The organism is Lentzea sp. (assembly GCF_035525475.1).
Classification (GTDB): Bacteria; Actinomycetota; Actinomycetes; order Mycobacteriales; family Pseudonocardiaceae; genus Lentzea.
In genome coordinates this window covers 1-22,678 of record NZ_DATLEC010000177.1, presented here as the reverse complement: position 1 = coordinate 22,678, position 22,678 = coordinate 1, and the positions used below count along the sequence as shown (strand labels likewise).

Annotated in this window: 17 protein-coding genes; 13 read left to right on the top strand and 4 right to left on the bottom strand. The window is 69.7% G+C overall.

Translation table 11 applies throughout. The features are described 5' to 3' along the window. Window positions 1-83: 83 nt before the first annotated feature. Together VM306_RS28600 and pcrA are read left to right on the top strand one after the other, a co-directional pair. Window positions 84-560: a hypothetical protein gene (locus VM306_RS28600; protein ID WP_325520638.1), complete on the top strand. Its 477-nt coding sequence runs from the start codon at window positions 84-86 to the stop codon at window positions 558-560. A gap of 73 nt (window positions 561-633) precedes the next feature. Further along, the gene (gene pcrA / locus VM306_RS28595) at window positions 634-2,940 is read left to right on the top strand and encodes a DNA helicase PcrA (RefSeq protein WP_325520636.1); all 2,307 of its coding nucleotides are present in this window, start codon (window positions 634-636) and stop codon (window positions 2,938-2,940) included. 769 nt (window positions 2,941-3,709) lie between these two features. Here pcrA and VM306_RS28590 read toward each other — a convergent pair. Next, window positions 3,710-4,282 (bottom strand): M23 family metallopeptidase, encoded by a 573-nt coding sequence (locus tag VM306_RS28590; RefSeq protein WP_325520633.1) that lies wholly within the window; start codon window positions 4,280-4,282, stop codon window positions 3,710-3,712. Between the two features lie 424 nt (window positions 4,283-4,706). Next, window positions 4,707-5,687 carry an esterase/lipase family protein gene (locus VM306_RS28585; RefSeq protein WP_325520631.1) on the bottom strand — a complete coding sequence of 327 codons (981 nt, stop codon included), beginning with the start codon at window positions 5,685-5,687 and terminating at the stop codon, window positions 4,707-4,709. Window positions 5,688-5,822: 135 nt separating this feature from the next. On the opposite strand from VM306_RS28585, the gene VM306_RS28580 reads away from it, so the two are divergent. The 7 genes from VM306_RS28580 to purH all read left to right on the top strand — a co-directional run bounded on the left by VM306_RS28580 (window position 5,823) and on the right by purH (window position 14,687). Then, a complete protein-coding gene (locus tag VM306_RS28580; RefSeq protein ID WP_325520629.1) occupies window positions 5,823-7,502 on the top strand; it encodes a hypothetical protein in 1,680 nt (559 codons plus the stop codon). A gap of 207 nt (window positions 7,503-7,709) precedes the next feature. After that, on the top strand, window positions 7,710-8,876 hold the full coding sequence (sucC, locus tag VM306_RS28575; protein ID WP_325520627.1) for an ADP-forming succinate--CoA ligase subunit beta: 1,167 nt from the start codon (window positions 7,710-7,712) through the stop codon (window positions 8,874-8,876). A 5-nt stretch (window positions 8,877-8,881) separates the two neighbouring features. Further along, window positions 8,882-9,772, top strand: coding sequence for a succinate--CoA ligase subunit alpha (gene sucD, locus VM306_RS28570; RefSeq protein ID WP_325520625.1), 891 nt, complete (start codon window positions 8,882-8,884; stop codon window positions 9,770-9,772). Between the two features lie 247 nt (window positions 9,773-10,019). Then, window positions 10,020-10,760: a DUF5336 domain-containing protein gene (locus VM306_RS28565; RefSeq protein ID WP_325520623.1), complete on the top strand. Its 741-nt coding sequence runs from the start codon at window positions 10,020-10,022 to the stop codon at window positions 10,758-10,760. A 120-nt stretch (window positions 10,761-10,880) separates the two neighbouring features. Next, window positions 10,881-12,419, top strand: coding sequence for a DUF6350 family protein (locus VM306_RS28560; protein WP_325520621.1), 1,539 nt, complete (start codon window positions 10,881-10,883; stop codon window positions 12,417-12,419). Window positions 12,420-12,486: 67 nt separating this feature from the next. Next, window positions 12,487-13,107 carry a phosphoribosylglycinamide formyltransferase gene (gene purN / locus VM306_RS28555; RefSeq protein ID WP_325520672.1) on the top strand — a complete coding sequence of 207 codons (621 nt, stop codon included), beginning with the start codon at window positions 12,487-12,489 and terminating at the stop codon, window positions 13,105-13,107. After that, window positions 13,104-14,687: a bifunctional phosphoribosylaminoimidazolecarboxamide formyltransferase/IMP cyclohydrolase gene (gene purH / locus VM306_RS28550; protein ID WP_325520619.1), complete on the top strand. Its 1,584-nt coding sequence runs from the start codon at window positions 13,104-13,106 to the stop codon at window positions 14,685-14,687. The genes purN and purH overlap by 4 nt, the downstream gene beginning before the upstream one ends. Before the next feature lie 38 nt (window positions 14,688-14,725). Here the strand turns inward: purH and VM306_RS28545 are convergent, their stop codons facing one another. Next, window positions 14,726-15,433, bottom strand: a complete 708-nt coding sequence (locus VM306_RS28545; RefSeq protein ID WP_325520617.1) for a hypothetical protein — start codon at window positions 15,431-15,433, stop codon at window positions 14,726-14,728. 224 nt (window positions 15,434-15,657) lie between these two features. On the opposite strand from VM306_RS28545, the gene VM306_RS28540 reads away from it, so the two are divergent. From VM306_RS28540 to VM306_RS28530, 3 genes are read left to right on the top strand one after another with little or no spacing between them, the layout of a single operon-like run. Beyond that, window positions 15,658-16,653, top strand: coding sequence for a hypothetical protein (locus VM306_RS28540; protein ID WP_325520615.1), 996 nt, complete (start codon window positions 15,658-15,660; stop codon window positions 16,651-16,653). Continuing rightward, the gene (locus VM306_RS28535) at window positions 16,650-18,152 is read left to right on the top strand and encodes a DNA polymerase Y family protein (RefSeq protein WP_325520613.1); all 1,503 of its coding nucleotides are present in this window, start codon (window positions 16,650-16,652) and stop codon (window positions 18,150-18,152) included. Before VM306_RS28540 ends, VM306_RS28535 begins: the two co-directional genes overlap by 4 nt. A gap of 60 nt (window positions 18,153-18,212) precedes the next feature. After that, entirely contained in the window at window positions 18,213-21,506 is a 3,294-nt protein-coding gene (locus tag VM306_RS28530) for an error-prone DNA polymerase (protein WP_325520611.1), read from the top strand. Between the two features lie 4 nt (window positions 21,507-21,510). Here the strand turns inward: VM306_RS28530 and VM306_RS28525 are convergent, their stop codons facing one another. After that, complete coding sequence (locus tag VM306_RS28525; RefSeq protein WP_325520609.1) at window positions 21,511-22,215, bottom strand: hypothetical protein; 705 nt, start codon at window positions 22,213-22,215, stop codon at window positions 21,511-21,513. A gap of 276 nt (window positions 22,216-22,491) precedes the next feature. On the opposite strand from VM306_RS28525, the gene VM306_RS28520 reads away from it, so the two are divergent. Next, the coding region (locus tag VM306_RS28520) for a helix-turn-helix domain-containing protein (RefSeq protein WP_325520607.1) at window positions 22,492-22,678 on the top strand (187 nt) is incomplete at its 3' end.

The following is a 22,678-nucleotide window of genomic DNA, read 5'->3' as shown; positions in this document are numbered from 1 at the left end:
CTAGCCACGTGGCGGGGACCAGCGCATAGAGTCGGGCCGTACACGTACTGAGACCTGGGGGTCCTGTGAAACACGTACTCGGGATGACGGCTGCTCTGGCGCTGTCTCTCACGATCGTTCCCGCCGCGTCCGCGGAGCCTGGTTTCGCCACCGTCGCACTCACGAAGGTCTCGGGCTGGTCCGGTCCCGCGGGCGGCACCTGGGTCACCAGGGGCGGGCTCACCGCCCGGCAGAAGTTCGACCTCGACATCACGAACGTCGTGGGCCACGACGAGCAGGGCCTGTCCGTCTTTTTCTCGTTCCCCACCGACCGGCTCGAGGTCACGGGCTACGAGGGCGACGGCTGGACCTGCTGGGACGTCGACGGAGGTCCCGGCGCCGAAGGCGTCCAGTGCACGCAGGACCACCTGATCGTGCACGAGGAGGCGTGGCCGAAGCTCACGGTCGAGACCAGGGCCGCCGCGATCTGGACGCAGGACAGCATCGACGTGTACGCCGAGGCAGGCGGCCACGACGCGGTGCACGCCGGGCAGAACTTCATGATCGACACCAGCACCTGATAGCTCCTGCTCGTCGAACACATGGTCGGGCGGTACCGGTTTCGTCGGTGCCGCCCGGTACCGTGGATGAACGATGAGCGCCTTGTTCGACTTGCCCTCAAGTCCCCCCGTTTCCCGCGCGGGCCACCTGCTCGACGACCTGAACCCCGCGCAGCGCCGTGCCGTGGAGCACGCCGGTTCGCCCCTCCTCGTGGTGGCCGGCGCGGGTTCAGGCAAGACGCGCGTCCTCACCCGGCGCATCGCGTACCTGCTCGCGGCACGTGACGTGCACCCCGGCGAGATCATGGCCATCACGTTCACGAACAAGGCCGCCGCGGAGATGAAGGAACGCGTCGCCGACATGGTGGGCGCGCGCGCCCGTTCGATGTGGGTGTCGACGTTCCACTCGATGTGCGTCCGGGTCATGCGCCGCGAGGCCAAGACCCTGGGCATGTCGTCGAACTTCTCGATCTACGACAGCGACGACACGCGGCGCCTCATCACGCTCGTGGCGCGCGACCTCGACCTGGATCCGAAGAAGTACCCGGCCCGCACCCTGGCCGTGCACGTCTCGAACCTCAAGAACGAGCTGATCGACCCGGAGACCGCCACCGCCCAGGCCACGAACGACCTGGAACGCCGCGTCGCCGAGGTCTACACGGTCTACCAGCGCCGCCTGGGCGAGTCGAACTCGCTCGACTTCGATGACCTCATCATGAGGACCGTCGAACTCCTCCAGACCTTCCCGGACGTGGCCGAGCACTACCGCCGCCGCTTCCGCCACGTCCTGGTCGACGAGTACCAGGACACCAACCACGCCCAGTACACGCTGGTGCGCGAACTGGTCGGCAAGGCGGGCGGCGAGATCCCGCCGGCGGAGCTGTGCGTGGTGGGCGACGCCGACCAGTCGATCTACGCCTTCCGCGGCGCCACGATCCGCAACATCGTGGAGTTCGAGCGCGACTACCCGGACGCCACCACGATCCTGCTGGAGCAGAACTACCGCTCCACCCAGAACATCCTCACGGCGGCCAACGCGGTCATCTCCCGCAACCCGAACCGCCGCGACAAGAGCCTGTGGTCCGACCTGGGCGAGGGCGAGAAGATCGTCGGCTACGTGGCCGACAACGAGCACGACGAAGCCGCGTTCGTCGCAGGCGAGATCGACCGCCTGGTCGACGGCGGCGAGGTCAACAACTCCGAGATCGCCGTCTTCTACCGCACGAACAACCAGTCGCGGGTCTTCGAGGAGATCTTCATCCGCCTCGGCCTCCCGTACCGGGTCGTCGGCGGCGTCCGCTTCTACGAGCGCCGCGAGGTCCGCGACGCCCTGGCCTACCTCCGCACCCTGGCCAACCCGGACGACACGGTCTCGCTGCGCCGGATCCTCAACGTCCCCACGCGGGGCATCGGCGAGCGAGCGGAAGCCTGCGTCTCCGCCTACGCGGAACGCGAGCGCATCGGCTTCGCCGCGGCCCTGCGCGACTTCGACCGCGTCCCGATGCTGAACCCGCGCTCCCGCAACGCCATCGCGGGCTTCGTCGAGATGATGGACGAACTGGGCGAGATGGTCGCGCGGGAAGACGACGTGGCCGACATCCTCGAGTCGGTCCTGGAGAAGACCGGCTACCGCTCCGAGCTGGAAGCCAGCGAGGACCCCCAGGACCACACGAGGATCGAGAACCTCAACGAGCTGGTCACGGTGGCCCGCGAGTTCACGGAGCTGGAGCTCCCGGAGGGCGCGGACCCGGTCCCGTCCCTCCCTGCCTTCCTGGAACGGGTCTCCCTGGTGGCCGACGCCGACTCGATCCCGGACGCGGAGTCCGACGGCGTGGTGACCCTGATGACGATCCACACGGCCAAGGGCCTGGAATACCCGGTCGTCTTCAGCACGGGCTGGGAAGACGGCGTCTTCCCGCACATGCGAGCCCTGGGCGACCCGGCAGAACTCGCAGAGGAGCGCCGCCTGGCCTACGTGGGCATCACGAGGGCCCAACGCCGCCTCTACCTCTCCAGGGCCCTGGTCCGCTCGGCCTGGGGCCAACCGTCAGCCAACCCGGCGTCCCGCTTCCTGGACGAGATCCCCCAGGACCTGCTCGACTGGCGAAGGGTGGAACCCTCCCGCTCAGGCCCGGCAGCCGCCACGACGTGGGGCCGCTCGGCCTCAGGCGGCATAGCCTCCCGGGGCCTGAGCCGCCCGGCCCCGGGCAAAGCGGGCTGGAAGGACGCCCCGGCGATGAAGCTGGAAGTGGGCGACCGGGTGACCCACGACAAGTACGGCCTCGGCAGAGTGGTGGCAGTGGACGGCGCGGGCCTGAGGGCCACGGCGACGATCGACTTCGGCGGCTCGGGCACAGTCCGCCTGATGCTGATCGGCAGCGTCCCGATGACCAAGCTCTGACAGGAGCCCACCGCAGGCCGAACGCACCAGCGAGCCACCCACCGGACAGGCAGCTGCCCAGAGCACCAGGCGTGCCATCAGCCTGCGACGCAACCTGACCGCCGACCCACCAGAAAATCTCCCGAAACCAGCGCAACGATCAACGAGTTCGTACGTCTATGTGGGTGTCGCAAGCAGCACAGCCGAGGGACCGTTCGGGCGGCCCGGAGCACAGACGGAGCAGCCTGCCGACACAAGGGGAGCGAAGTGACGGCGGGGGCTGAACTTCGCGGCGATGTGCGGCCGGACCGAACGGGAGAGCGGTCCGGCCGCGCAGTCTCGCCCAACGGCCGAGCGCAGCGACGGTCCAAGCGAAAATTGTCAGACCCTCCGAGCACAATCAACCGCATGAGGTCGTCAACCCAGCGGGAGTGCTCGACGTGGACTTCCTGAGCCACCAGCCCACGCCACCGGGTCGACCGGCGCAACCCCGGTAACGGATCCAGCCTGGATCCCGACTCAACTTCCACTGGAACCGGCGGAATAAACCCGAATCCGACCGCAGTTGGAACGTGTGAGAGCGACGTGGGGCCCCGAAAGCCTCCCATTGCACCCCAGGAGGCAGACCAGCACCGCCAAGCCGCCAGAAGGCTACTGAGCCGTAGTTCAGGATTTCGCGAACCTGATCACAGAGCTCAGCCGCCCGAACCCGGCGACGAACACCAGACTCGAACGGCTGAAAGAGTTCCACGCCGCGGTCAGGGGGACGACCACGACGAGGGGCAGGAGATCAGACGGTCACACCGCGGGCGTTGAGCCAGGTCAGCGGGTTGATCTTCTGACCACCGGGGTTCCACACCTCGAAGTGCAGGTGGGGACCGGTGGAGAAGCCGCGGTTGCCCATGCGGGCGATCTGCTGGCCGGCCTTGACCTGCTGGCCTTCGCGCACCGAGTAGGTGTCGACGTGGCCGTAGACGGTGATGGTGCCGTCGGCGTGCTCGACGCGGACCCAGAGGCCGAAGCCGGAAGCGGGACCCGCCTCCTTCACGACGCCGTCGGCGGCGGCGAGGATCGGGGTGCCGATCGGGCCGGCGATGTCGATGCCGAGGTGCATGGTGCCCCAGCGGCCGCCGTAGCCGGAGGTGAACTCGCCGGCGGCGGGACGGACGAACTTCGGGCGCTTCTTCTCGGCCTCGACGGCCTCGCGCTCGGTGGTGAGCTGCTGGCTGCGCAGGAGCTTGGCGGCTTCCGCGGAACCTTCGGACGTGGTCTTGGAGACCGCGAGGATCTGGGGGGCGGACGCGGTGTCGCCACCCACGCCGTCGAACGTCGCGGCGCCGTCGGAGTGGTTCGCGAGCTGCACGTCCGCGTTGTCGTCCGCGCCGGCCTGCAGGGCCTGGCCTGCGCCTGCCGCGGCGAAAGCGCCTACTGCGACGGCGGCGACGACGATGCGTCCGCGAAGCGCCGACGGTGGCGGGGGGAGCCGGTGGGCGCCGACTTGGCGCGTGGAAGCGCGGTCGACTGCCTCTTCAAGTGCAGCACTGCGTTCATGGCCGCCGGGGGAGCGGTGGTGACTCAAAGCTTGCCCTTCCGCCTTCGGGGAGCCTGATCTGTGGACCGGCCGGGCGGGGGATCCCGGTGAGTCAGATTTCGGGGTTCTGACTCGGTGTCCTTCTGTGATCAGACCGTGACAACGGACCGGGGGACAGTAACGGCGCGGAGGCTCGGAGGGCAAACCCCAGTTCGTTACATCCGTCGAATGGGCGGCAACCAGGAAGTTTCAACTGTCAACTGTGACCGTCGGTCGTGCCGACCGGGCGACACGCGTCTTCTCCAGCGGCGATGGGGTGAGTCGACGAGTCATCCGATCGGGTGATGGCGGTCACAATTACGTGAAGAGTTCTGGTGTCAACCGGCAAAGACAGGTGACCTGAATCACGTATCTGGTGCTCCTCGACGTCCAGCGAGGGGTGCTCCAGCCGTGCGTTGCGCTGAGGGACGATGACCTGGTCCATCTCCGACCAGACGGTCACGAAACGCGTGCGGCACGGCCGGCACGGCTCGGCGAGCTCCTCCATGAGCTCGGAGCCCGGCCGCAGCTGTTTCGTGAGCGGGGTCGGCAGCAGATAAGCGGTGAGCGTGCCGCGGTGGGGCGTCCCCAAGGTCACGAGTGTGCGAACGCGTGAGTCGCCGTGCAGCCGTTGCACGTAGTACCTCGCGATGAGCCCGCCCAGCGAATGGCCGACCACGTGCACCTGATCGGAGCCGGTCTGCTCGCAGATCCGTTCGACGTGCGCGCCCAGCAGGGCGGCGGAACGGCGAACGTCCCCGGTCAACGCTGTCAGCACGCTGTAGTTGATGGCGTGGACCACGCCGAAGCCCCGCCTCCGCAGCGCCCCCGACAGCACCGCGAAGGCGGAGCGGTTGTCCCCGATGCCATGCACCAACACGATCGGGGTGCCCGCCGCGTCCATCGCCGAAACCACGAGGCCCCGCTGGCGGGGCGGCAGGCCGTCGGTGCGGTAGTGGCGGAAGTGGCCCTCCGGGCGGAGCTCTTCGGTGACCGCGCCCCACGGGTAGAGCACCGCGTGGGCCGTCAGCCAGGCCGCTTCCATCGCGACGCCGCGCAAGCCGCCCGGTGAGGCCATGGCGCGCAGCGCGACCTTCACCTCTTCGACGACATCGCGTGCTGTGTGCACTCCCCAGCCGGCACGATCGAGGACCGCGTCAGTCAGACGCGTCATCCACGACCGGCCGTTGTCGCTCATGTCAGCGACGGTAAGTGATGAACTCACCGACCAGGAGTACCCATCGGACGTTTTCCACACGCGAACGAATTTCGTCTTGTCCGGTCACCGGTGTCCACACGAGATCTCGCGGCGGTGTTGCTAGGTTCGCCCGCGATGACTCGCACCGAGCTCGAGAACCAGACCCCGGCGGCCACCCGGCTGCGCACCTCGTGGGGCCTCGCCGCGGCGGGCTCCCTCCTCCTGGCCGCAGGTCCGCTGCTCGGCGTCGTCGACGGCGCGGAACCCGCGTTCACGTCGTGGCCGCTGCTCGCCCTGCTGGCGCTGTTGCCGCCGGTCGTCGCGGGTGTGCTGTTGTTCCGCGGCAGACCGTTCGTCGCGGCGGGACTGCTCGCCGCCGCCGGTGTGTTCGCCGTCGGGCGCCTGCTGAGCGACCTCCAGGTCGCCCTCGACCCGATGGCGGTGGCGAGGCCGGAGCTGTTCCGGCCGTCCACCCTCATCGCCGTCACCCCGTCCGCCGGCGTGTGGCTGTTGATCGCCGGTCACGTCCTGGTGATCGCGGGCGGCGCGCTGTCCGCGGGCAGGGCCGGCATGCCCGCGGACGAGTCCGAGCCCCCGACCCTCGTCGCCCTCCCGGTGATCATCGCGGCCGTGGCGTCGATCGGGCTGCTGGGCAAGCCCTTCCTCTCCACCGACCCGTTCCAGCTGGACAGGGGACCGTGGGACCTGCCGGTCCTCGGCCTGACCGGTGGACTGCTGCTCGCCATCGCCGCGCCGCTCGCCACCGCGCTCGCGGCCAGCTCCCCCGATCCGGACACCCGCGAGGGCGGAATCCTCGGTGTCGCGCTCGCCCTGCTGGCCGTCGTGCTGCCCCCGCTGGTGACCGGCACCGTCGCGGCAGGCCTCACCATCAGCGCGGGACCGCTGCTCGCGCTGGTCGCAGCCCTGGTGCTGCCGGCGGTGCCCCTCCTCGCCCGGCTGGTGCGGCTGCTGCTCGGCAAGCGGGACGAGAACCGCGACCTCGCGTTGCCGTCGATCCGGCGCATGCACGTGACGGCCGGTGTCCTCGCCGTCCTCTCCGCCGCCGCGATGCTCGGTGGCGCGCTCCTGCCCCAGCTCGTCCTCACCACGGGAGGCGCGGCGCCCGGACTGTCGTCCGCGAACCTCCTCTGGGTGGCCGGTCCCGCGTTCGGCGTCCTCGGTCTGCTGTTGCTGGTGCCGTCGGTCGCCTCCACGGTGCGGCCGGCGCTGTACTCCGCCTACTTCGCCATGCAGCTCGCCGCGGCGAGCGCGACCGATCCGGTGCTGGACGCGAGCCGGCTCGGCATCGCGCAGCCGGGGGCGGGCTTCTGGCTGATGGTCGCGGAGCTCCCGATCGGACTGCTGGCGTTGGTCTGCGCGAGCCTCGCCGGTGCCGTCGAACGCGAGAACGAGGACACGGGCGAGCGGGGGCAGATGCCGCTGACCGAACTGGGCGCCGTCCTGCTGGCAGGGTTCTTCGCACTGGGTGCCTTCGCGCTGCCCACCCTCCGCGGGGACAGGTACGAGGGAGCGACGGTCGTGCCGGACGGCGACCCGGCTCTCTCGTGGTCCCTGCTGATCTCGCTCGTCGTACTGATCATCGGCCTCGTGGTCGCACTCCGCTCGAGGCCCGCTCGTGGAGCCGCCGGGCTCGTGGGCGCGGCGGTCCTGGTCGGCATGCGGGCGCTGGAGCTGCCGCTGACGGGCGACCGGGTCGAGGGCGCCGTGGCGGCTTCCGGCACGTGGCTCGCCCTGGCGTCGGTCGCGGCCCTGCTGCTCGCGGCGGGTCTGATGGGTGCTCGCGCGACGCGGTGAAAGACGTCGTGAGCGTGCATCTCGCTGCAACGGCCGCGCACGCGTGATCGACCTCACCGCCGTTGAGACCGACCTCACCGGTGGTGGCGTGCGAGCGGTACCCGCAGGTCGATAGTGTCTGGGCCCAGCCGCGTCAAGTGGGTTCGCACGGCCCCTTGAGGACCACCCAGGCGCGGTGTTCCGACACCGACGTCGCAGGAGACCCGAGTGGACCTGTACGAGTACCAGGCGAAGGATCTCTTCGCCGCCCACGGCGTCCCGGTACTGCCGGGCGATGTGGCCACCAACCCCGCCGACGCCAAGGCCATCGCCGCGAAGTTCGGCCAGGCTGTCGTCGTCAAGGCCCAGGTCAAGACCGGCGGCCGTGGCAAGGCCGGCGGTGTGAAGCTCGCTTCCACCGCCGAGGAGACCGAGGAGAAGGCCAAGGCCATCCTCGGCCTCGACATCAAGGGGCACATCGTTCACCGCGTTCTGGTGACGCCCGCCTCCGACATCGCCGAGGAGTACTACTTCTCCTTCCTCCTCGACCGCGCCAACCGCACCTTTCTCGCCATGGCGAGCGTCGAGGGCGGCATGGACATCGAAGAGGTCGCGGCCACCAAGCCCGAGGCCCTCGCGAAGATCGCCATCGACGCCATCAAGGGCGTCGACGAGGCCAAGGCCAGGGAGATCGCCGACGCGGCGAACTTCCCCGCCGAGGTCAAGGACCAGGTCGTCGACGTCATCGTCAAGCTGTGGGAGACCTTCGTCGCGGAGGACGCCACGCTCGTCGAGGTCAACCCGCTCGTCCGCGACCCGCAGGACAAGATCGTCGCGCTCGACGGCAAGGTCACGCTCGACGAGAACGCCGGCTTCCGCCACCCGGCCCACGCCGAGCTGGTCGACAAGCAGGCCGAGAACCCCCTCGAGGCGAAGGCCAAGGAGAAGGGCCTCAACTACGTCAAGCTCGACGGCGAGGTGGGCATCATCGGCAACGGTGCCGGTCTCGTGATGTCGACGCTCGACGTCGTGGCCTACGCCGGTGAGCAGTACGGCGTGAAGCCCGCGAACTTCCTCGACATCGGCGGCGGCGCGTCCGCCGAGGTCATGGCGAACGGCCTCGACGTCATCCTCGGCGACGAGGCCGTGCGTTCGGTCTTCGTCAACGTCTTCGGCGGCATCACCGCGTGCGACGCCGTGGCCAACGGCATCGTGAAGGCGCTGGAGATCCTCGGCGACGGGGCCACCAAGCCGCTCGTCGTCCGCCTCGACGGCAACAACGTGGAGGAGGGCCGCCGGATTCTCGCCGAGGCCAACCACCCGCTGGTGACCGTTGTCGACACGATGGACAACGCGGCCGCCAAGGCCGCCGAGCTCGCGGCTGCGGGGGTCTGAGTCAGATGGCTATCTTCCTCAACGAGAACAGCAAGGTCATCGTCCAGGGCATGACCGGTGCCGAGGGCACCAAGCACACCAAGCGCATGCTCGCGTCCGGCACGAACATCGTCGGTGGCGTGAACCCGCGCAAGGCGGGCGAGAAGGTCGACTTCGACGGCACCGTCCTCCCGGTCTTCGGCACCGTCAAGGAGGCCATGGAGGCCACCGGCGCGAACGTGACCGTGATCTTCGTCCCGCCGGCCTTCTCGAAGGCCGCCGTGGTCGAGGCGATCGACGCCGAGATCGAGCTGGCCGTCGTCATCACCGAGGGCATCCCGGTGCACGACACCGCCTACTTCTGGGCGCACGCCGTCGCGACGGGCAACAAGACCCGCATCATCGGCCCGAACTGCCCCGGCATCATCAGCCCCGGCAAGTCGAACGCCGGCATCATCCCCGCGAACATCGCGGGCAGCGGCAAGATCGGCCTGGTGTCGAAGTCCGGCACGCTGACCTACCAGATGATGCACGAGCTGCGGGACTTCGGTTTCTCCACCGCGATCGGCATCGGTGGCGACCCGATCATCGGCACCACGCACATCGACGCCCTGGAGGCCTTCGAGGCCGACGAGGAGACCGTCGCGATCGTGATGATCGGTGAGATCGGTGGCGACGCCGAGGAGCGCGCCGCGGCGTACATCAAGGAGAACGTGACCAAGCCGGTCGTCGGCTACGTCGCGGGCTTCACCGCTCCCGAGGGCAAGACCATGGGCCACGCCGGCGCCATCGTCTCGGGCTCGGCGGGCACCGCCGCCGCGAAGAAGGAGGCCCTCGAGGCCGCCGGCGTCAAGGTCGGCAAGACGCCGTCCGAGACGGCCGACCTGATGCGCGAGATCATGAAGAATCGTGTCTGATTGCCGCTGCCCCGCAGACGGCGGCGAGTTCGTCTTCATGCCGGTCGTGTAGCGGTTGAGCAACTTGAGGGCCGGATTCCGAGTACTTTCGGAGTCCGGCCCTCGCTCGTGCGGCGGAACCGGCGTGGTCCGGTGAACGTCTCAGTGGCTGGAGCCGAACTTGCGGGTTCGCGGCTGCCTCCACAGGTGCGGCGGCGAACACTGCTAGCGTCTTGAGAATCACTCGGTTGGAGGAGGAGACCTCGACATGTCCGTGCCTTACGGCGCACCCCAACAGCAGCCGCCGGGTCCGGCACAGCACCAGGCACCTCATCAGGCCCCTGGCGCCCCCGGCGCCAACAACATCAACCTCGGCCTGATCCTCCCGCTGGTCGCGGCGGGTCTCGGCCTCATCGCGTACCTCGTCGCGTTCGCGGACGACGTCAGCGGCAACGTGACGTACCTGCTCGCCGCGGGCATGCTCGCCGGGCTCTCGGTGCTGCCGAACGTCCCGAAGGGCTTCCTGCCGGTCGGTGCGATCCTCGCGGCCGTCCAGACGCTGCTGCAGTTGCAGGGCATCATCAAGACGCCGTCCGTGCAGGGCCTCGACATCGTGCTGCTCATCGTGGCGCTGCTGGAGACGGCGGCGATCGTGCTCGCGTTCCTCCTCGCCGAGGGCATCGTGAAGTTCGAGCCGAAGCCCGCGAACCCGTACGCGGGTCACCAGGGCCAGCAGGGTCAGCCCGGTGGCTGGAACCCGCAGAGCGGCGCGTTCCCGCAGCAGCAGGCGCCGCAGCACCCGCAGTCCGGTGCGTTCCCGCAGCAGCAGGCCCCGCAGCAGCAGCAGCAGTCGTTCGGCCAGCAGTCCTTCGGCCAGCAGCCGCAGCAGCCCGCGCAGCCCCAGAACCAGCCGGGTCAGCCGCCGCAGCAGACCAGCTTCATGCCGCAGCCCGGCCAGTTCGGCTCGCCCGGCACGCCGCCCGGTGGGTTCGGCGGACCGCAGCAGTAGGTTCGCAACACCGTTCGACTTCAGGGGTGGTGCCGGGTACGTCCGGCACCACCCCTGTCGTATGCCCCGGCGTGCCTGACCCGAATGGCTCAGCCGGCCTGACACAGTGGAGAAGTGCCCGTGCTGCAACGCGATGTGACCCGCGAGGTCACCACCGTGCGTCCGCCGGAGTTCTCGCGGTCCGAGCGCGTGCGAGTGCTGGTCGCGGCCGCCGTCGGGTCGGTGGTCGTCGGGTACGCGGCGGTGGCCGCCGTGCTCGCGCTGGTCTCCGCGACGGCGACGTACGCCGAGTTCTCCACCTCCGGGGTGCTCAGCGCCGCCGCGCCCGCGTGGCTGGCCGCGCACCACGTGCCGTTGCGCTTCGACGCGGGACAGCTCGGCGTCCTGCCGTTGCTGCCGACCGCGTTGCTGATGCTGCTGGTCGGCCGCACCGCCGCGGGCACCGCCGACCGCCTCGGTCTCTACGAACCACTCCAGGCGCGCGGTGTCGTGCTGAGCATCGCCGGTGCGCACGCCGTCGTCGGCGGCACGATCGCGTTGCTGATGGGCGAGGGCCTCGTGCGCGCCACGCCCGCCGTCGCGTTCTTCGGTTGCGCGGCCGTGTCCGGTCTGGCCGCGACGATCGGCGTCGCCCGCCGCTGCGGCCTGGTCGAGGTGGTGTTCGACAAGCTCGACCCGGTGGCGCTGCACGGGTTGCGCGCCGGGATCATGGCGTTGTTCGGCCTGGTCGGCCTGGGTGCGCTGGCGGTTGCCGCCGGACTCGCGGCCTCGTGGCCCACGACCAGCGGGCTCTTCGCGGAGGCGGGCCCGTCGCTCGGCGTCGGCCTCGGCGTGTTCCTGCTGTGCGTCGGCTACCTGCCGAACGCGATCATCGCCGGGTTCTCGTACGTCGTCGGAGCCGGTTTCTCGCTGGGCGGGGTCGAGGTCTCGCCGACGCGGTTCGTCGGCGGCCCGGTGCCGCCGGTGCCGCTGCTCGCCTCGATGCCCGAGGACAAGGCCGTGTGGAGCCCCGTCGTGCTGCTGGGCGCGGCGGTGATCGGCGTGCTCGTCGGCTGGACGTGCCGGAAGGTGTCCGACCGGCCGACCTCGCGCTTCCGGGCGGTGCTGGTCGCCGCGGTGACCGCCGCCGTGGCCAGCCTGGTGCTCGCCGCGACCGCCGGTGGACGGCTCGCGTCCGGCGCGTTCGACCCCGTGACGGTGCCGGCGGGCCTGCTGGCGCTGCTCGTGGCGTTCTGGGTGCTGGTGCCGGGTGCGCTGGTCGCCTGGCTCGCCGGGAACCGCGCGAAGCCCGCGGTGGTGGACGCGGAGGCCGAGTTCGTCGAGCCGGACTTCGACGAGGAGGCCGCCGACCCCGACGTCGTGTTCGAGGACGACGAGCTCACCGACCAGTTCGAGCAGCTCGAGGTCGTCGACGGCGACGAGTTCGAGGTCGAGGAAGACCTCGAGGACGACGACTACTACGACGAGTACGACGAAGAGCTCCAGGACGACGAAGGGCTCCAGGACGACGCCGGCGAAGACGTTGTGGACGAAGAGGAAGAGCCTCTCGACGAAGAGGGCGAAGAGGAGCTCGAGGAAGAAGAGGACTTCGACGCGGAGTTCGACGAGATGCTCGGCATGGAGGCCGAGGAGGACCTGGACGGCAAGCCGGAACGGTGACGTCATAGGCTGCCCCTGAGCTGCTGCAACACCGCCGCACAGACCAGGCCACGCCCAGGAGTAGACGCTGAGCACCGAACTTCGGCTTCCCGCACCGGCGCGCGTCGTCGTGCTCGTCTCCGGTTCCGGAACCCTCATGCAGGCGTTGCTGGACGCCACGGACCTCCCGATCGAGGTGGTCGCGGTCGGCGCCGACCGCGAGAACATCGAGGGCCTCAAGCGCGCCGAACGCGCCGGGGTGCCCCACTTCGCCGTGAAGCTGCGCGACCACGCCGACAGAGCCGCCTGGGACGCCGCCCTGACCGAGGCCGTCGCGTCGTACGAGCCCGACCTGGTCGTGTCCGCGGGCTTTATGAAGATCATCGGCGAGCGGTTCCTCGCCCGCTTCGGCGGACGGATGATCAACACCCACCCCGCGCTGCTGCCCGCTTTCCCGGGCGCGCACGGCGTGCGCGACGCGCTGGACTACGGCGTGCGCGTCACCGGGTCGACCGTGCACCTCGTGGACGCGGGCGTCGACACCGGGCCGATCCTCGCGCAGGAGGCCGTTGTCGTCGAACCCGGCGACACCGAGGAGACCCTGCACGAACGCATCAAGGTCGTCGAACGCCGGCTGCTCGTCGAGACGGTCGGCCGACTTGCCCGTGAGGGCTGCACCGTGAACGGACGAAAGGTGAGCATTCCGTGACGACTCCTGGGACCACTGCTGCCGAGAGGCGCCCGGTCCGCCGGGCCCTGATCGGGGTCTCCGACAAGGCCGGCCTGCTGGAACTGGCCACCGGCCTGCACGCGGCCGGAGTCGAGATCGTGTCCACCGGCGGCACCGCGAAGGTGCTCGCCGACGCGGGCGTCCCCGTGACGCCGGTCGAGCAGGTCACCGGGTTCCCCGAGTGCCTCGACGGCCGCGTCAAGACGCTGCACCCGCGCGTGCACGCCGGTCTGCTGGCCGACCTGCGCAAGGACTCGCACGTCCAGCAGCTGCGCGAGATGGACATCGCGCCGTTCGACCTGCTGGTCGTGAACCTGTACCCGTTCACGCAGACCGTCGCGTCGGGTGCTTCCCCCGACGACTGCGTCGAGCAGATCGACATCGGCGGACCCGCGATGGTCCGCGCGTCGGCGAAGAACCACGCGAACGTCGCGGTGGTCGTCGACCCCGCGCGGTACGACTGGGTGCTGGAGAACGTCCGCGAGGGCGGCTTCACCCTGGCCGACCGTCAGCACCTCGCTGCTCAGGCGTTCCGGCACACCGCTTCCTACGACGTGGCCGTGGCTTCGTGGATGGGCAACGTGCTGGCGTCCGACGACGAGGGCAGCGGCTTCCCGGGCTGGGTCGGCGCGACCTGGAACCGGTCGAACGTGCTGCGCTACGGCGAGAACCCGCACCAGCACGCCGCTCTGTACGTCCAGGGCGACGGCCGCGTGGGCCTGGCGTCGGCGAAGCAGGTGCACGGCAAGGAGATGTCGTACAACAACTACCTCGACGGCGACGCCGCGTGGCGTGCCGCGTGGGACCACGAGCGCCCGTGCGTCGCGATCATCAAGCACGCGAACCCGTGCGGCATCGCGGTTTCCGACGTGAGCATCGCGGACGCGCACCGCAAGGCGCACGAGTGCGACCCGGTCAGCGCCTTCGGCGGCATCATCGCGGCCAACCGCGAGGTCACCGTGGAGATGGCCGAGTTCGTCTCGGAGATCTTCACCGAGGTCATCATCGCTCCGTCCTATGCGGACGGTGCGGTGGAGGTGTTGCAGCGCAAGAAGAACGTGCGCATCCTCGTGGCCGAGGCGCCCGCTCGCGGTGGTGCCGAGATGCGTCCGGTGTCCGGCGGTCTGCTGCTGCAGCAGCGCGACGCCATCGACGCCTCCGGTGACTCGCCGGAGAACTGGACCCTGGCGTGCGGCAAGCCCGCGGACGAGAAGACGCTGGCGGACCTGGAGTTCGCGTGGCGCGCCATCCGCGCGGTGAAGTCGAACGCGATCCTGCTGGCGGACGACGGCGCGACCGTCGGCGTCGGCATGGGCCAGGTCAACCGGGTCGACTCGTCGCACCTCGCGGTGAAGCGCGCGGGTGAGCGCGCCCAGGGCGCCGTGGCGGCCTCGGACGCGTTCTTCCCGTTCCCGGACGGCCTCGAGGTGCTGCTGGAGGCAGGCGTGCGCGCGGTCGTGCAGCCCGGCGGTTCGGTGCGCGACCCCGAGGTGATCGCGAAGGCCGAGCAGGCGGGCGTGACGCTGTACCTCACGGGCACGCGCCACTTCGCCCACTGACCTGAGGAGGGCCGCTTCCGGTTGGGGGCGGCCCTTCTTCACGCCTTGGCCACCATCTCCTCGGCGATGCCCTTCGCGGCGGCTTCGAACTCCGCGACGTCCGGCTTGGTGTTGGTGAACAGGCCCGCGTCCCAGCCGGAGTAGTCCACCTGGATCATCGTGCCGCCCTTGCGCGCGATGATCCAGATGTCGGTGAACGCCGAGTCCCCCTCGACCAGCACCGCCACGGCTTGGTCGCCGAGCCCGTCGAGCGGCTTCTGCTGGGGCACGCCCCTGGTGTCCATGTGCTGCGCCACACGCCGGTCGAAGTCGCTCTGCGCGTCATCCAGGTCGTTGTTGACGTAGACGTCGGTGCTGCGGTGCCCCTTGCCGTCCACGCCCTTGGTCTGGTTCCACGAGCAGATCGTGGAGGTGTCGTCCCCGATCTTCGACTCGCGCGAGCCGAGCCCGTTCGGGTTCGTCGTGCGCGCCTTGGCCAGCGCGGCCTCGGAGACGTTGCCGCACGCCGAGGGCAGCTTGTCCGGACGCTTGGGGCTGCCGCCGTCGGCGTTGACGTTGAGGTGGACCGCGCCCGCGGCGATGACGCCGCCGAGAACGAGGACACCGGCGATGATCCCGACGACCAGCGGAGCCTTGTTCTTCCTGGGCGGAGGTCCCCACCCCGGTGGTTGGTGCCAGCCCTGTGGTTGCTGCTGCGGCCATCCGGGTGGTTGCTGCTGCCAGTTCCGCGGTGGTGGTTGGTTCACGATTTCCCCAGTTCCCCAGTTGTGCTGAAGGCACGGTAGAGGACCGTTCCGGTACATGTGGCTGTGTCCACCAAAAGGGTGACGTTCCGGGATTGACACAGGGGTGCGCCCGCGCGCTACGATCATCACGTTCGTTCGAACAGGAGTTCGAATAAGCAAGTCGCCGAACTTCCCACGGCGACCGTGCACAGGGGTGCGCACGGTCTTCCAGGGAGGTGGGTGGAGTGTCCAGGTCGGCAACGGCGTCGTTGGCCGCGCTCGGGGTGAACCCGGCCAGCGAGTTGACCAGCACCACCACCGACCACGCCACGGGGCGGGTTCTGCCGGTTCGCGGGGAACTGGCGGGCCTGCTGCCGTGGGGCGGCTTGCGGCGAGGCAGCACGGTGTCGGTGGGCGGATCGACATCGTTGCTGCTCGCCCTGCTCGCGGGCGCGACCGCGGACGGCTGCTGGGCCGCCGTGGTGGGCCTGCCGCAGGTGGGGGTGCTGGCCGCGGCCGAGCTCGGGGTCTCGGTGCAGCGGCTGGCACTCGTCCCCCGCCCCGGCTCCGACCCAGGCCCGGTCATCGCGGCCCTGCTGGACGGTATAGACCTGGTCGCCGTCGCCTGCCCACTGCCTGCATCCCTGGCACGCCGCCTCACCGCCAGAGCCCGCCAACGCCGCACCGTGCTGATCGCCGTCGGCTCCTGGCCCTCGGCCGACGTGGAGCTGACAGCGGAGTCCGTGCGCTGGAACCCCCTCGACGACGGCGCGGAAACGTTGCGGCGCCAGCAGATCAGCGTGCGCACAGGCGGCAGGGGCTCGGCGGGCTGCGCGAAGCACGTGGTGCTGACGTTCGGGCTGCCGGACGACATCGAGCTCCCGCTGGTGGCCGGCGACCCGGCCCGTTCCGACGAGCCGGCTGATGCCGGTCCGGACCGGGTCGACGAGCTGGCCGCCAGGCGGGTGGACACCGCAGGCCCGGCAGGTTCCGGGGTGGTTGAACGGCCGGTCGGGCTGGCCGCGGGGACACGTTCTCTCGCGGAGGGCGTGGGAACGCGGTCTCTTACGGAGGCTGCGGTGACACGTTCTCTCGCGGAAGTCGTGGGCGCGCCCTTGGCCAGGCTCGCGCAGGGGTCCCCTCCGGCCGGGGATCCCCCAGATTCCATTCTCCCAGGCGGCACCGACAATTCTCGCGCCACGAAGCCCACCGCCAAGCCCACCGTCGAGCACCCCGCGTGAAGGACGCCCGCCTCCTAGCGGTCTGGTGCCCCGACTGGCCCGTCGTCGCCGCCTGCACCGCCACCGGCACCAGCCAGCACGTACCGGTGGCAGTAGTCGACGGCAACGAGATCGTCTCCACCTCGGCCGTGGCGCGCGCCGAAGGCATCCGCAGGGCGATGCGCAAGCGCGCGGCCGAGTCGACGTGCCCGGAGCTGGTCACCTTCGAGCACGACCCGCAGCGCGACGCCCGGTTCTTCGAGCCGGTCGCCGAGGCCGTCGAGGAGCTCGCGCCCGGCATCGAGGTCGTGCAGCCCGGTCTGGTCGCGGTGCCGGCACGCGGACCGGTTGGCTACTTCAAGACCGCCGAGCAGGCGGCCGAGCGCATCGTCGACCACATCGCCGTGCAGACGAACGTCGAAGCCCAGGTGGGCGTGGCAGACAGCCTCTTCGCCGCCGCGAAAGCCGCGCACCGCAACATGATCGTGCCGCCAGGCCGGACCGCGGAGTTCCTCAGGCCGTTGGGCGTGCACGAGCTCGACGCGCCCGACCTGGTCGACCTGCTCAGAAGGCTCGGCCTGAAGACGCTCGGCGCGTTCGCGGACGTGCCGGAAAACGCTGTGGCGTCGAGGTTCGGCGGTCCCGCGACGAGACAGCACCGCCTGGCGCGCGGGCTGCCCGAACGTCCGCTCGACAAGCGCAGGCCGGCGCCCGAACTCGCGGTGCGGGAGACCTTCGACGACCCGGTCGACCGCATCGACGCGGCCGCGTTCGCCGCGAAGCTCCTGTCCGAGCGGCTGCACGAGAACCTGGCGGCCAGGAGCCTCGCCTGCACCCGCCTCGGCATCCACGCCCGCACCGAGAACGACGAGGAGCTGCACCGGGTGTGGCGGGCCGCGGAACCGTTGACGCCACGGGGAATCGCCGACCGCGTGCGCTGGCAGCTCGACGGCTGGCTCACCCGCGAACGCCTCACCTCCGGCATCAGGACGCTCACCCTCGAACCGGTCGAGGTCGTCGACGGCACCGCCTTGCAGCTCGGGTTGTGGGGCCACGACGACGAACGCGCGGTGCGGGCGCTCCTGCACGTCCAGGGCCTGCTCGGGCCGGACGGCGTGCTCACGCCGGTCATCGACGGTGGCAGGGGGCCGAAGGAGCAGGTCAGGCTCGTGCCGTGGGGCGACGAACGGACCCCGGCCAGGAACCCGGACCACCCGTGGCCCGGCCGGCTCACCAGGGCGCCCGCCACGCTCGCCGACGACCCCGTCGAGCTCGAGGACGCGAGGGGCGACGACATCGGCGTGACCGGCCGCCTTGAACTCACCGCGCGGCCGAAAAGGCTGACCGTCAAAGGGAAAACGCGGGAAGTAACCGAGTGGGCCGGACCGTGGCCGATCGACGAGCGGTGGTGGGCGCCGGACGCGCACCGGGCCGCACGCATCCAGGTGCAGACGGACGACCAGGCGTTCCTGCTGATCCGCAGGGACCAGAGGTGGTTTCTGGAAGGGGTGTACGACTGATGCACGACGAGTACTGGGATCTGCTGGAGATCCTGATCCCGTTGCCGCGCAAGGAAGCCGATGGGCTGGAATAACCCGCCGGTCCGCTGGAGGGAGCTGGAACGCGCGCTCTCCGGCAAGCCCGTCGAGCAGAACCCCGACGGCGGCGACGGCCCGGCGTGGTCACGGCACCGCGACAGGTACACCGCCCCGCCGGGCTTCGAGCTGCGCGTGGACGAGACCGCCGTCACCCGCAAACGCGTGCCGTACGCGGAGCTGCACTGCCACTCCAACTTCAGCTGGCTCGACGGTGCGAGCCACCCCGAGGAGCTCGTCGAGGAGGCACAGCGGCTCAAGCTCGACGCCATCGCGATCACCGACCACGACGGCATGTACGGAGTGGTCCGGTTCGCCGAGGCCGCCAAGGAGCTCGGCATGCACACGGTGTTCGGCGCCGAGCTCAGCATCGGGCTCAGCAAGCCGGCCAACGGCGAACCCGACCCCGAGGGCGACCACCTGCTCCTCCTCGCGCGCCAACAACCCGGCTACCACGCGTTGTGCCGCACGCTGACCACCGGCCACCTCGACTCCCGGGCGGAGAAGGGCAAACCCGTCTACGACGTCGACCAGATCGTGGCCGACACCAGCGGCGAGGTCGTGGTGCTGACGGGCTGCCGCAAGGGAACCGTCCGCAGAGCGCTGACCAGGGAGGGGCCGGAGGCGGCGTTCCGGGAGATCGTCAGGCTCACCGACATGTTCGGCAAGGGGCGCGTCTACGTCGAGCTGACCGACCACGGCCTGCCGGAGGACAGCAGGCGCAACGACATCCTCAACGCGATGGCGCAGAAGCTCAACCTCCCTGTCGTGGCAACGAATGCCGTGCACTACGCGACTTCGAGCCGAGGCAGGCTGGCCGCCGCGATGGCCGCCGTCCGCGCACGGAGCAGCCTCGACGAGATGGCCGGATGGCTACCGCCGGCACCCGCGGCGTTCCTGCGCAGCGGCGAGGAGATGTGGCACCGGTTCCGCCGTTTCCCCGGCGCCGTGCACAACGCCGCGTTGCTCGGCATGCAGCTGGCGTTCGACCTGCGGCTGGTGGCACCGAACCTGCCGCCGTTCGACGTGCCGCCGGGCCACACCGAGATCAGCTGGCTGCGCGAGCTCACCTATCAGGGCGCGCACCGCCGGTACGCAGCCTCCGACCACAGGGAGAAGGCTTTCCGGCAGATCGAGCACGAACTGAAGATCATCGAACAGCTCGGCTTCCCCGGCTACTTCCTCGTCGTGCACGACATCGTGGACTTCTGCAAGAGGAACGACATCCTCTGCCAGGGCAGGGGCAGCGCCGCCAACTCCGCGGTGTGCTTCGCGCTCGGCATCACCAACGTCGACGCGGTCCGCTTCGACCTGCTCTTCGAACGCTTCCTCGCCCCCGCCCGCGACGGTCCTCCCGACATCGACGTCGACATCGAGTCCGACCGGCGCGAGGAGGTCATCCAGCACGTCTACGAGAAGTACGGCCGCCGGCACGCGGCACAGGTCGCGAACGTCATCACCTACCGCGCCCGTTCCGCGGTGCGCGACATGGCCAGAGCGCTCGGCCACTCGCCGGGCCAGCAGGACGCGTGGAGCAAGCAGATAGACAGGTGGGGCCCGCTCACCGTCACCACCGACGACTGCGACATCCCGCACGACGTGCTCCGGCTGTCAGCACAGCTGGAGAACTTCCCGCGCCACCTGGGCATCCACTCCGGCGGCATGGTGATCTGCGACCGCGCCGTCAGCGAGGTGTGCCCGGTGGAGAAGGCGCGCATGGACAAGCGCACGGTCCTGCAGTGGGACAAGGACGACTGCGCGTCCATCGGCCTGGTGAAGTTCGACCTGCTCGGCCTCGGCATGCTCTCCGCGCTGCACTACGCCATCGACCTCGTGCGCGACCACGAAGGCGTCGACGTCGACATGGGCCAGATCGACCTCACCGACTCCCGCGTCTACGACATGCTGCAGAAAGCCGACTCGGTAGGCGTCTTCCAGGTCGAGAGCCGAGCGCAGATGGCGACGCTGCCGCGCCTCAAGCCCCGCGAGTTCTACGACCTGGTGGTAGAGGTCGCCCTGATCAGACCCGGCCCGATCCAGGGCGGCTCGGTGCACCCGTACATCAGGCGCCGCAACGAGTCCGAGAAGTGGGAGTACGACCACCCGTTGCTGGAGAACGCCCTCAAGAAGACCTACGGCGTCCCGCTGTTCCAGGAACAACTGATGCAGATCGCGGTGGACGTGGCAGGCTTCACCGCCGCCGAAGCCGACGAACTGCGCCGCGCGATGGGCGCGAAACGCTCAACGGCCCGCATGGAACGCCTGCGAGACCGCTTCTACGAGGGCTGCGCCCAGAACGGCGTCGACGAGGACCTGGCCGGCCGCGTCTACGCGAAACTGCTGGCGTTCGCGAACTTCGGCTTCCCCGAGTCCCACGCCCTGTCGTTCGCCCACCTGGTCTTCGTGAGCGCGTGGTTCAAGCTCTACCACCCGGCAGCGTTCTGCGCGGCCCTGCTCCGAGCCCAGCCGATGGGCTTCTACTCCCCGCAGTCCCTGGTGATCGACGCCCGCCGCCACGGAGTGACGGTCCACGGCCCGTGCGTGAACAGATCCCTGCCCTGGGCAGGCCTGGAACGCTTCGAGGGCGCGAACGCAGTCCGCATCGGCCTGACCGCCGTGCGCGGCATAGGCGAAGCGGATGCCTCCCGAATCGTCGCAGCCCAGCCGTTCCGCGACATGGAGGACTTCGGCACCCGCGTCCAGCTGACCACAGCCCAGGTGGAAGCCCTCGCCACCGCGGGCGCCTTCACGTGCTTCGGCCTGGAACGCCGCCAGGCCCTGTGGGCAGCCGGCGCGGTGGCCGCAATCCGCCCGGACCGCCTGCCAGGAACCACAGTCGGCGTGGAAGCGCCTTCTCTGCCCGGCATGGACGACGTGGAACTGGCAGTGGCGGACGTCTGGGCGACAGGCCTGTCACCGGACAGCTTCCCCACCCAGTTCGTGAGGTCCACATTGGACTCGATGGGCGCACTCCCGGTGACCTCACTGGCCTCCGTGGAACCAGGAACACGAGTGCTGATAGGTGGCGCGGTGACCCACCGCCAACGCCCGGCGACAGCGGGCGGCGTGACGTTCCTCAACATCGAGGACGAGACGGGCATGGTGAACGTCGTGTGCTCGCCGGGCCTGTGGGCGCGGTACCGCAAGGTGGCGCGCAGCAGCGGCGCGATGCTGGTGCGGGGCGTGGTGGAGTCGGCGGAGGGCGTGGTCAGCGTGCTGGCGGACCGCCTGCAACACCTGGACCTGCGCATCCCGTCGAAGTCACGGGACTTCCGCTGACCTCTCACAGGCTGTTGCGAGGTGGCCTGAGCAGCCGAACCCAGGCGTGAGTGGTGGTCTCCTTGTTCGACACCTCGACCCGCCGGTACGCCCTGGCCTGGCTGAGCTCGCTGTGCCGGATGACCTCGTCGAAGAACCACGCTGAACCGACGACCGCCAGAACAGCGGACGAGCCCGCCACCGCATTCCTGAGGACGTCGGCGTCGAGAAGCCGGCACGTGTGGTTGATCGCGGATCCAGTCACGCCGTGCGGGTCGTAGTTGACCTCACCCGCGTGCAGAGCGAGTCGCAGCCGTATCCGCTCCCGTGGCGGATGAGTCTGGTTGTGCCGCACCAACGCCTCGAGGAGCGCGTTCGGCAAATGGTCGGCCAGCAATCTCTTGGGCACGTCCGCAGGGACGAACACGAGCACGCCATCCCCTCTGTCGTCGTGCTGGCACGACAGCCACGTGATGCCGGCGGCGTCAAAGGCGGCTTGCATCGCCTTGTACATGCCGTGACGAATCCGCACCTGGTTGGTGTTGTTCCGGTCGTGCTGCCCGAAGCCCACGATGTCGGCGGCCACGATGGTGCAGTGCGCCGTGGTCAACGTGAGGTGTTCTTCTCCGGCTTCGACGAGCAGAAGCGCGCCATTCCCCGCAAGATGTACTGGCTCCGGCGAACTCCGCGCGTTCGGACCGCGCGGCTCGGGCAAGGGACTGCTCGTCATCGTTCCTCCACCTACGGCCTCGGGCGTCCAATGCGGTGCGCAGCGTCGTTGGTCGACTGACAACCCCGTGGCGCACAGTTCGGCTCGAGCAGGCGGAGATGAAGCAGTTCGAGATGCCATCGCGGTTGACTTGGCGAGTCACCTCTGACGGTAAGGCCGCGTTCGGCCTGGCGCTACAGGAACCGCGTTATTCCATGGTTACCGTAACCGGTTGGTCTAACCGCGTGGTATACCTGTTCAGTTCACCAGCCGCTGAAGCCACCTGGGAGGAGGAGCGTGTCCTCGTCGACCTCACCTGTAGTCGCGGCCTGGGAGCTCGCGCTCCGGCTGCGGCAACGTCGCGTCAACATGGGCGTCGAGGTCAAGACCATCACTCAGAGGCTGGACTTCTCGCGTAACTACTGGTCCGCAGTCGAGAACGAGCGCAAGATCCTCTCCGAGGACAACCTGATCAAGCTCTTCG

Coding starts and splice junctions, on each gene's coding strand:
- VM306_RS28600 (WP_325520638.1), top strand. CDS start 84: ATGACGGCTGCTCTGGCGCTGTCTCTCACGATCGTTCCCGCCGCGTCC.
- pcrA (WP_325520636.1), top strand. CDS start 634: ATGAGCGCCTTGTTCGACTTGCCCTCAAGTCCCCCCGTTTCCCGCGCG.
- VM306_RS28585 (WP_325520631.1), bottom strand. CDS start 5,687: ATGAGCGACAACGGCCGGTCGTGGATGACGCGTCTGACTGACGCGGTC.
- VM306_RS28580 (WP_325520629.1), top strand. CDS start 5,823: ATGACTCGCACCGAGCTCGAGAACCAGACCCCGGCGGCCACCCGGCTG.
- sucD (WP_325520625.1), top strand. CDS start 8,882: ATGGCTATCTTCCTCAACGAGAACAGCAAGGTCATCGTCCAGGGCATG.
- VM306_RS28565 (WP_325520623.1), top strand. CDS start 10,020: ATGTCCGTGCCTTACGGCGCACCCCAACAGCAGCCGCCGGGTCCGGCA.
- VM306_RS28530 (WP_325520611.1), top strand. CDS start 18,213: ATGGGCTGGAATAACCCGCCGGTCCGCTGGAGGGAGCTGGAACGCGCG.
- VM306_RS28525 (WP_325520609.1), bottom strand. CDS start 22,215: ATGACGAGCAGTCCCTTGCCCGAGCCGCGCGGTCCGAACGCGCGGAGT.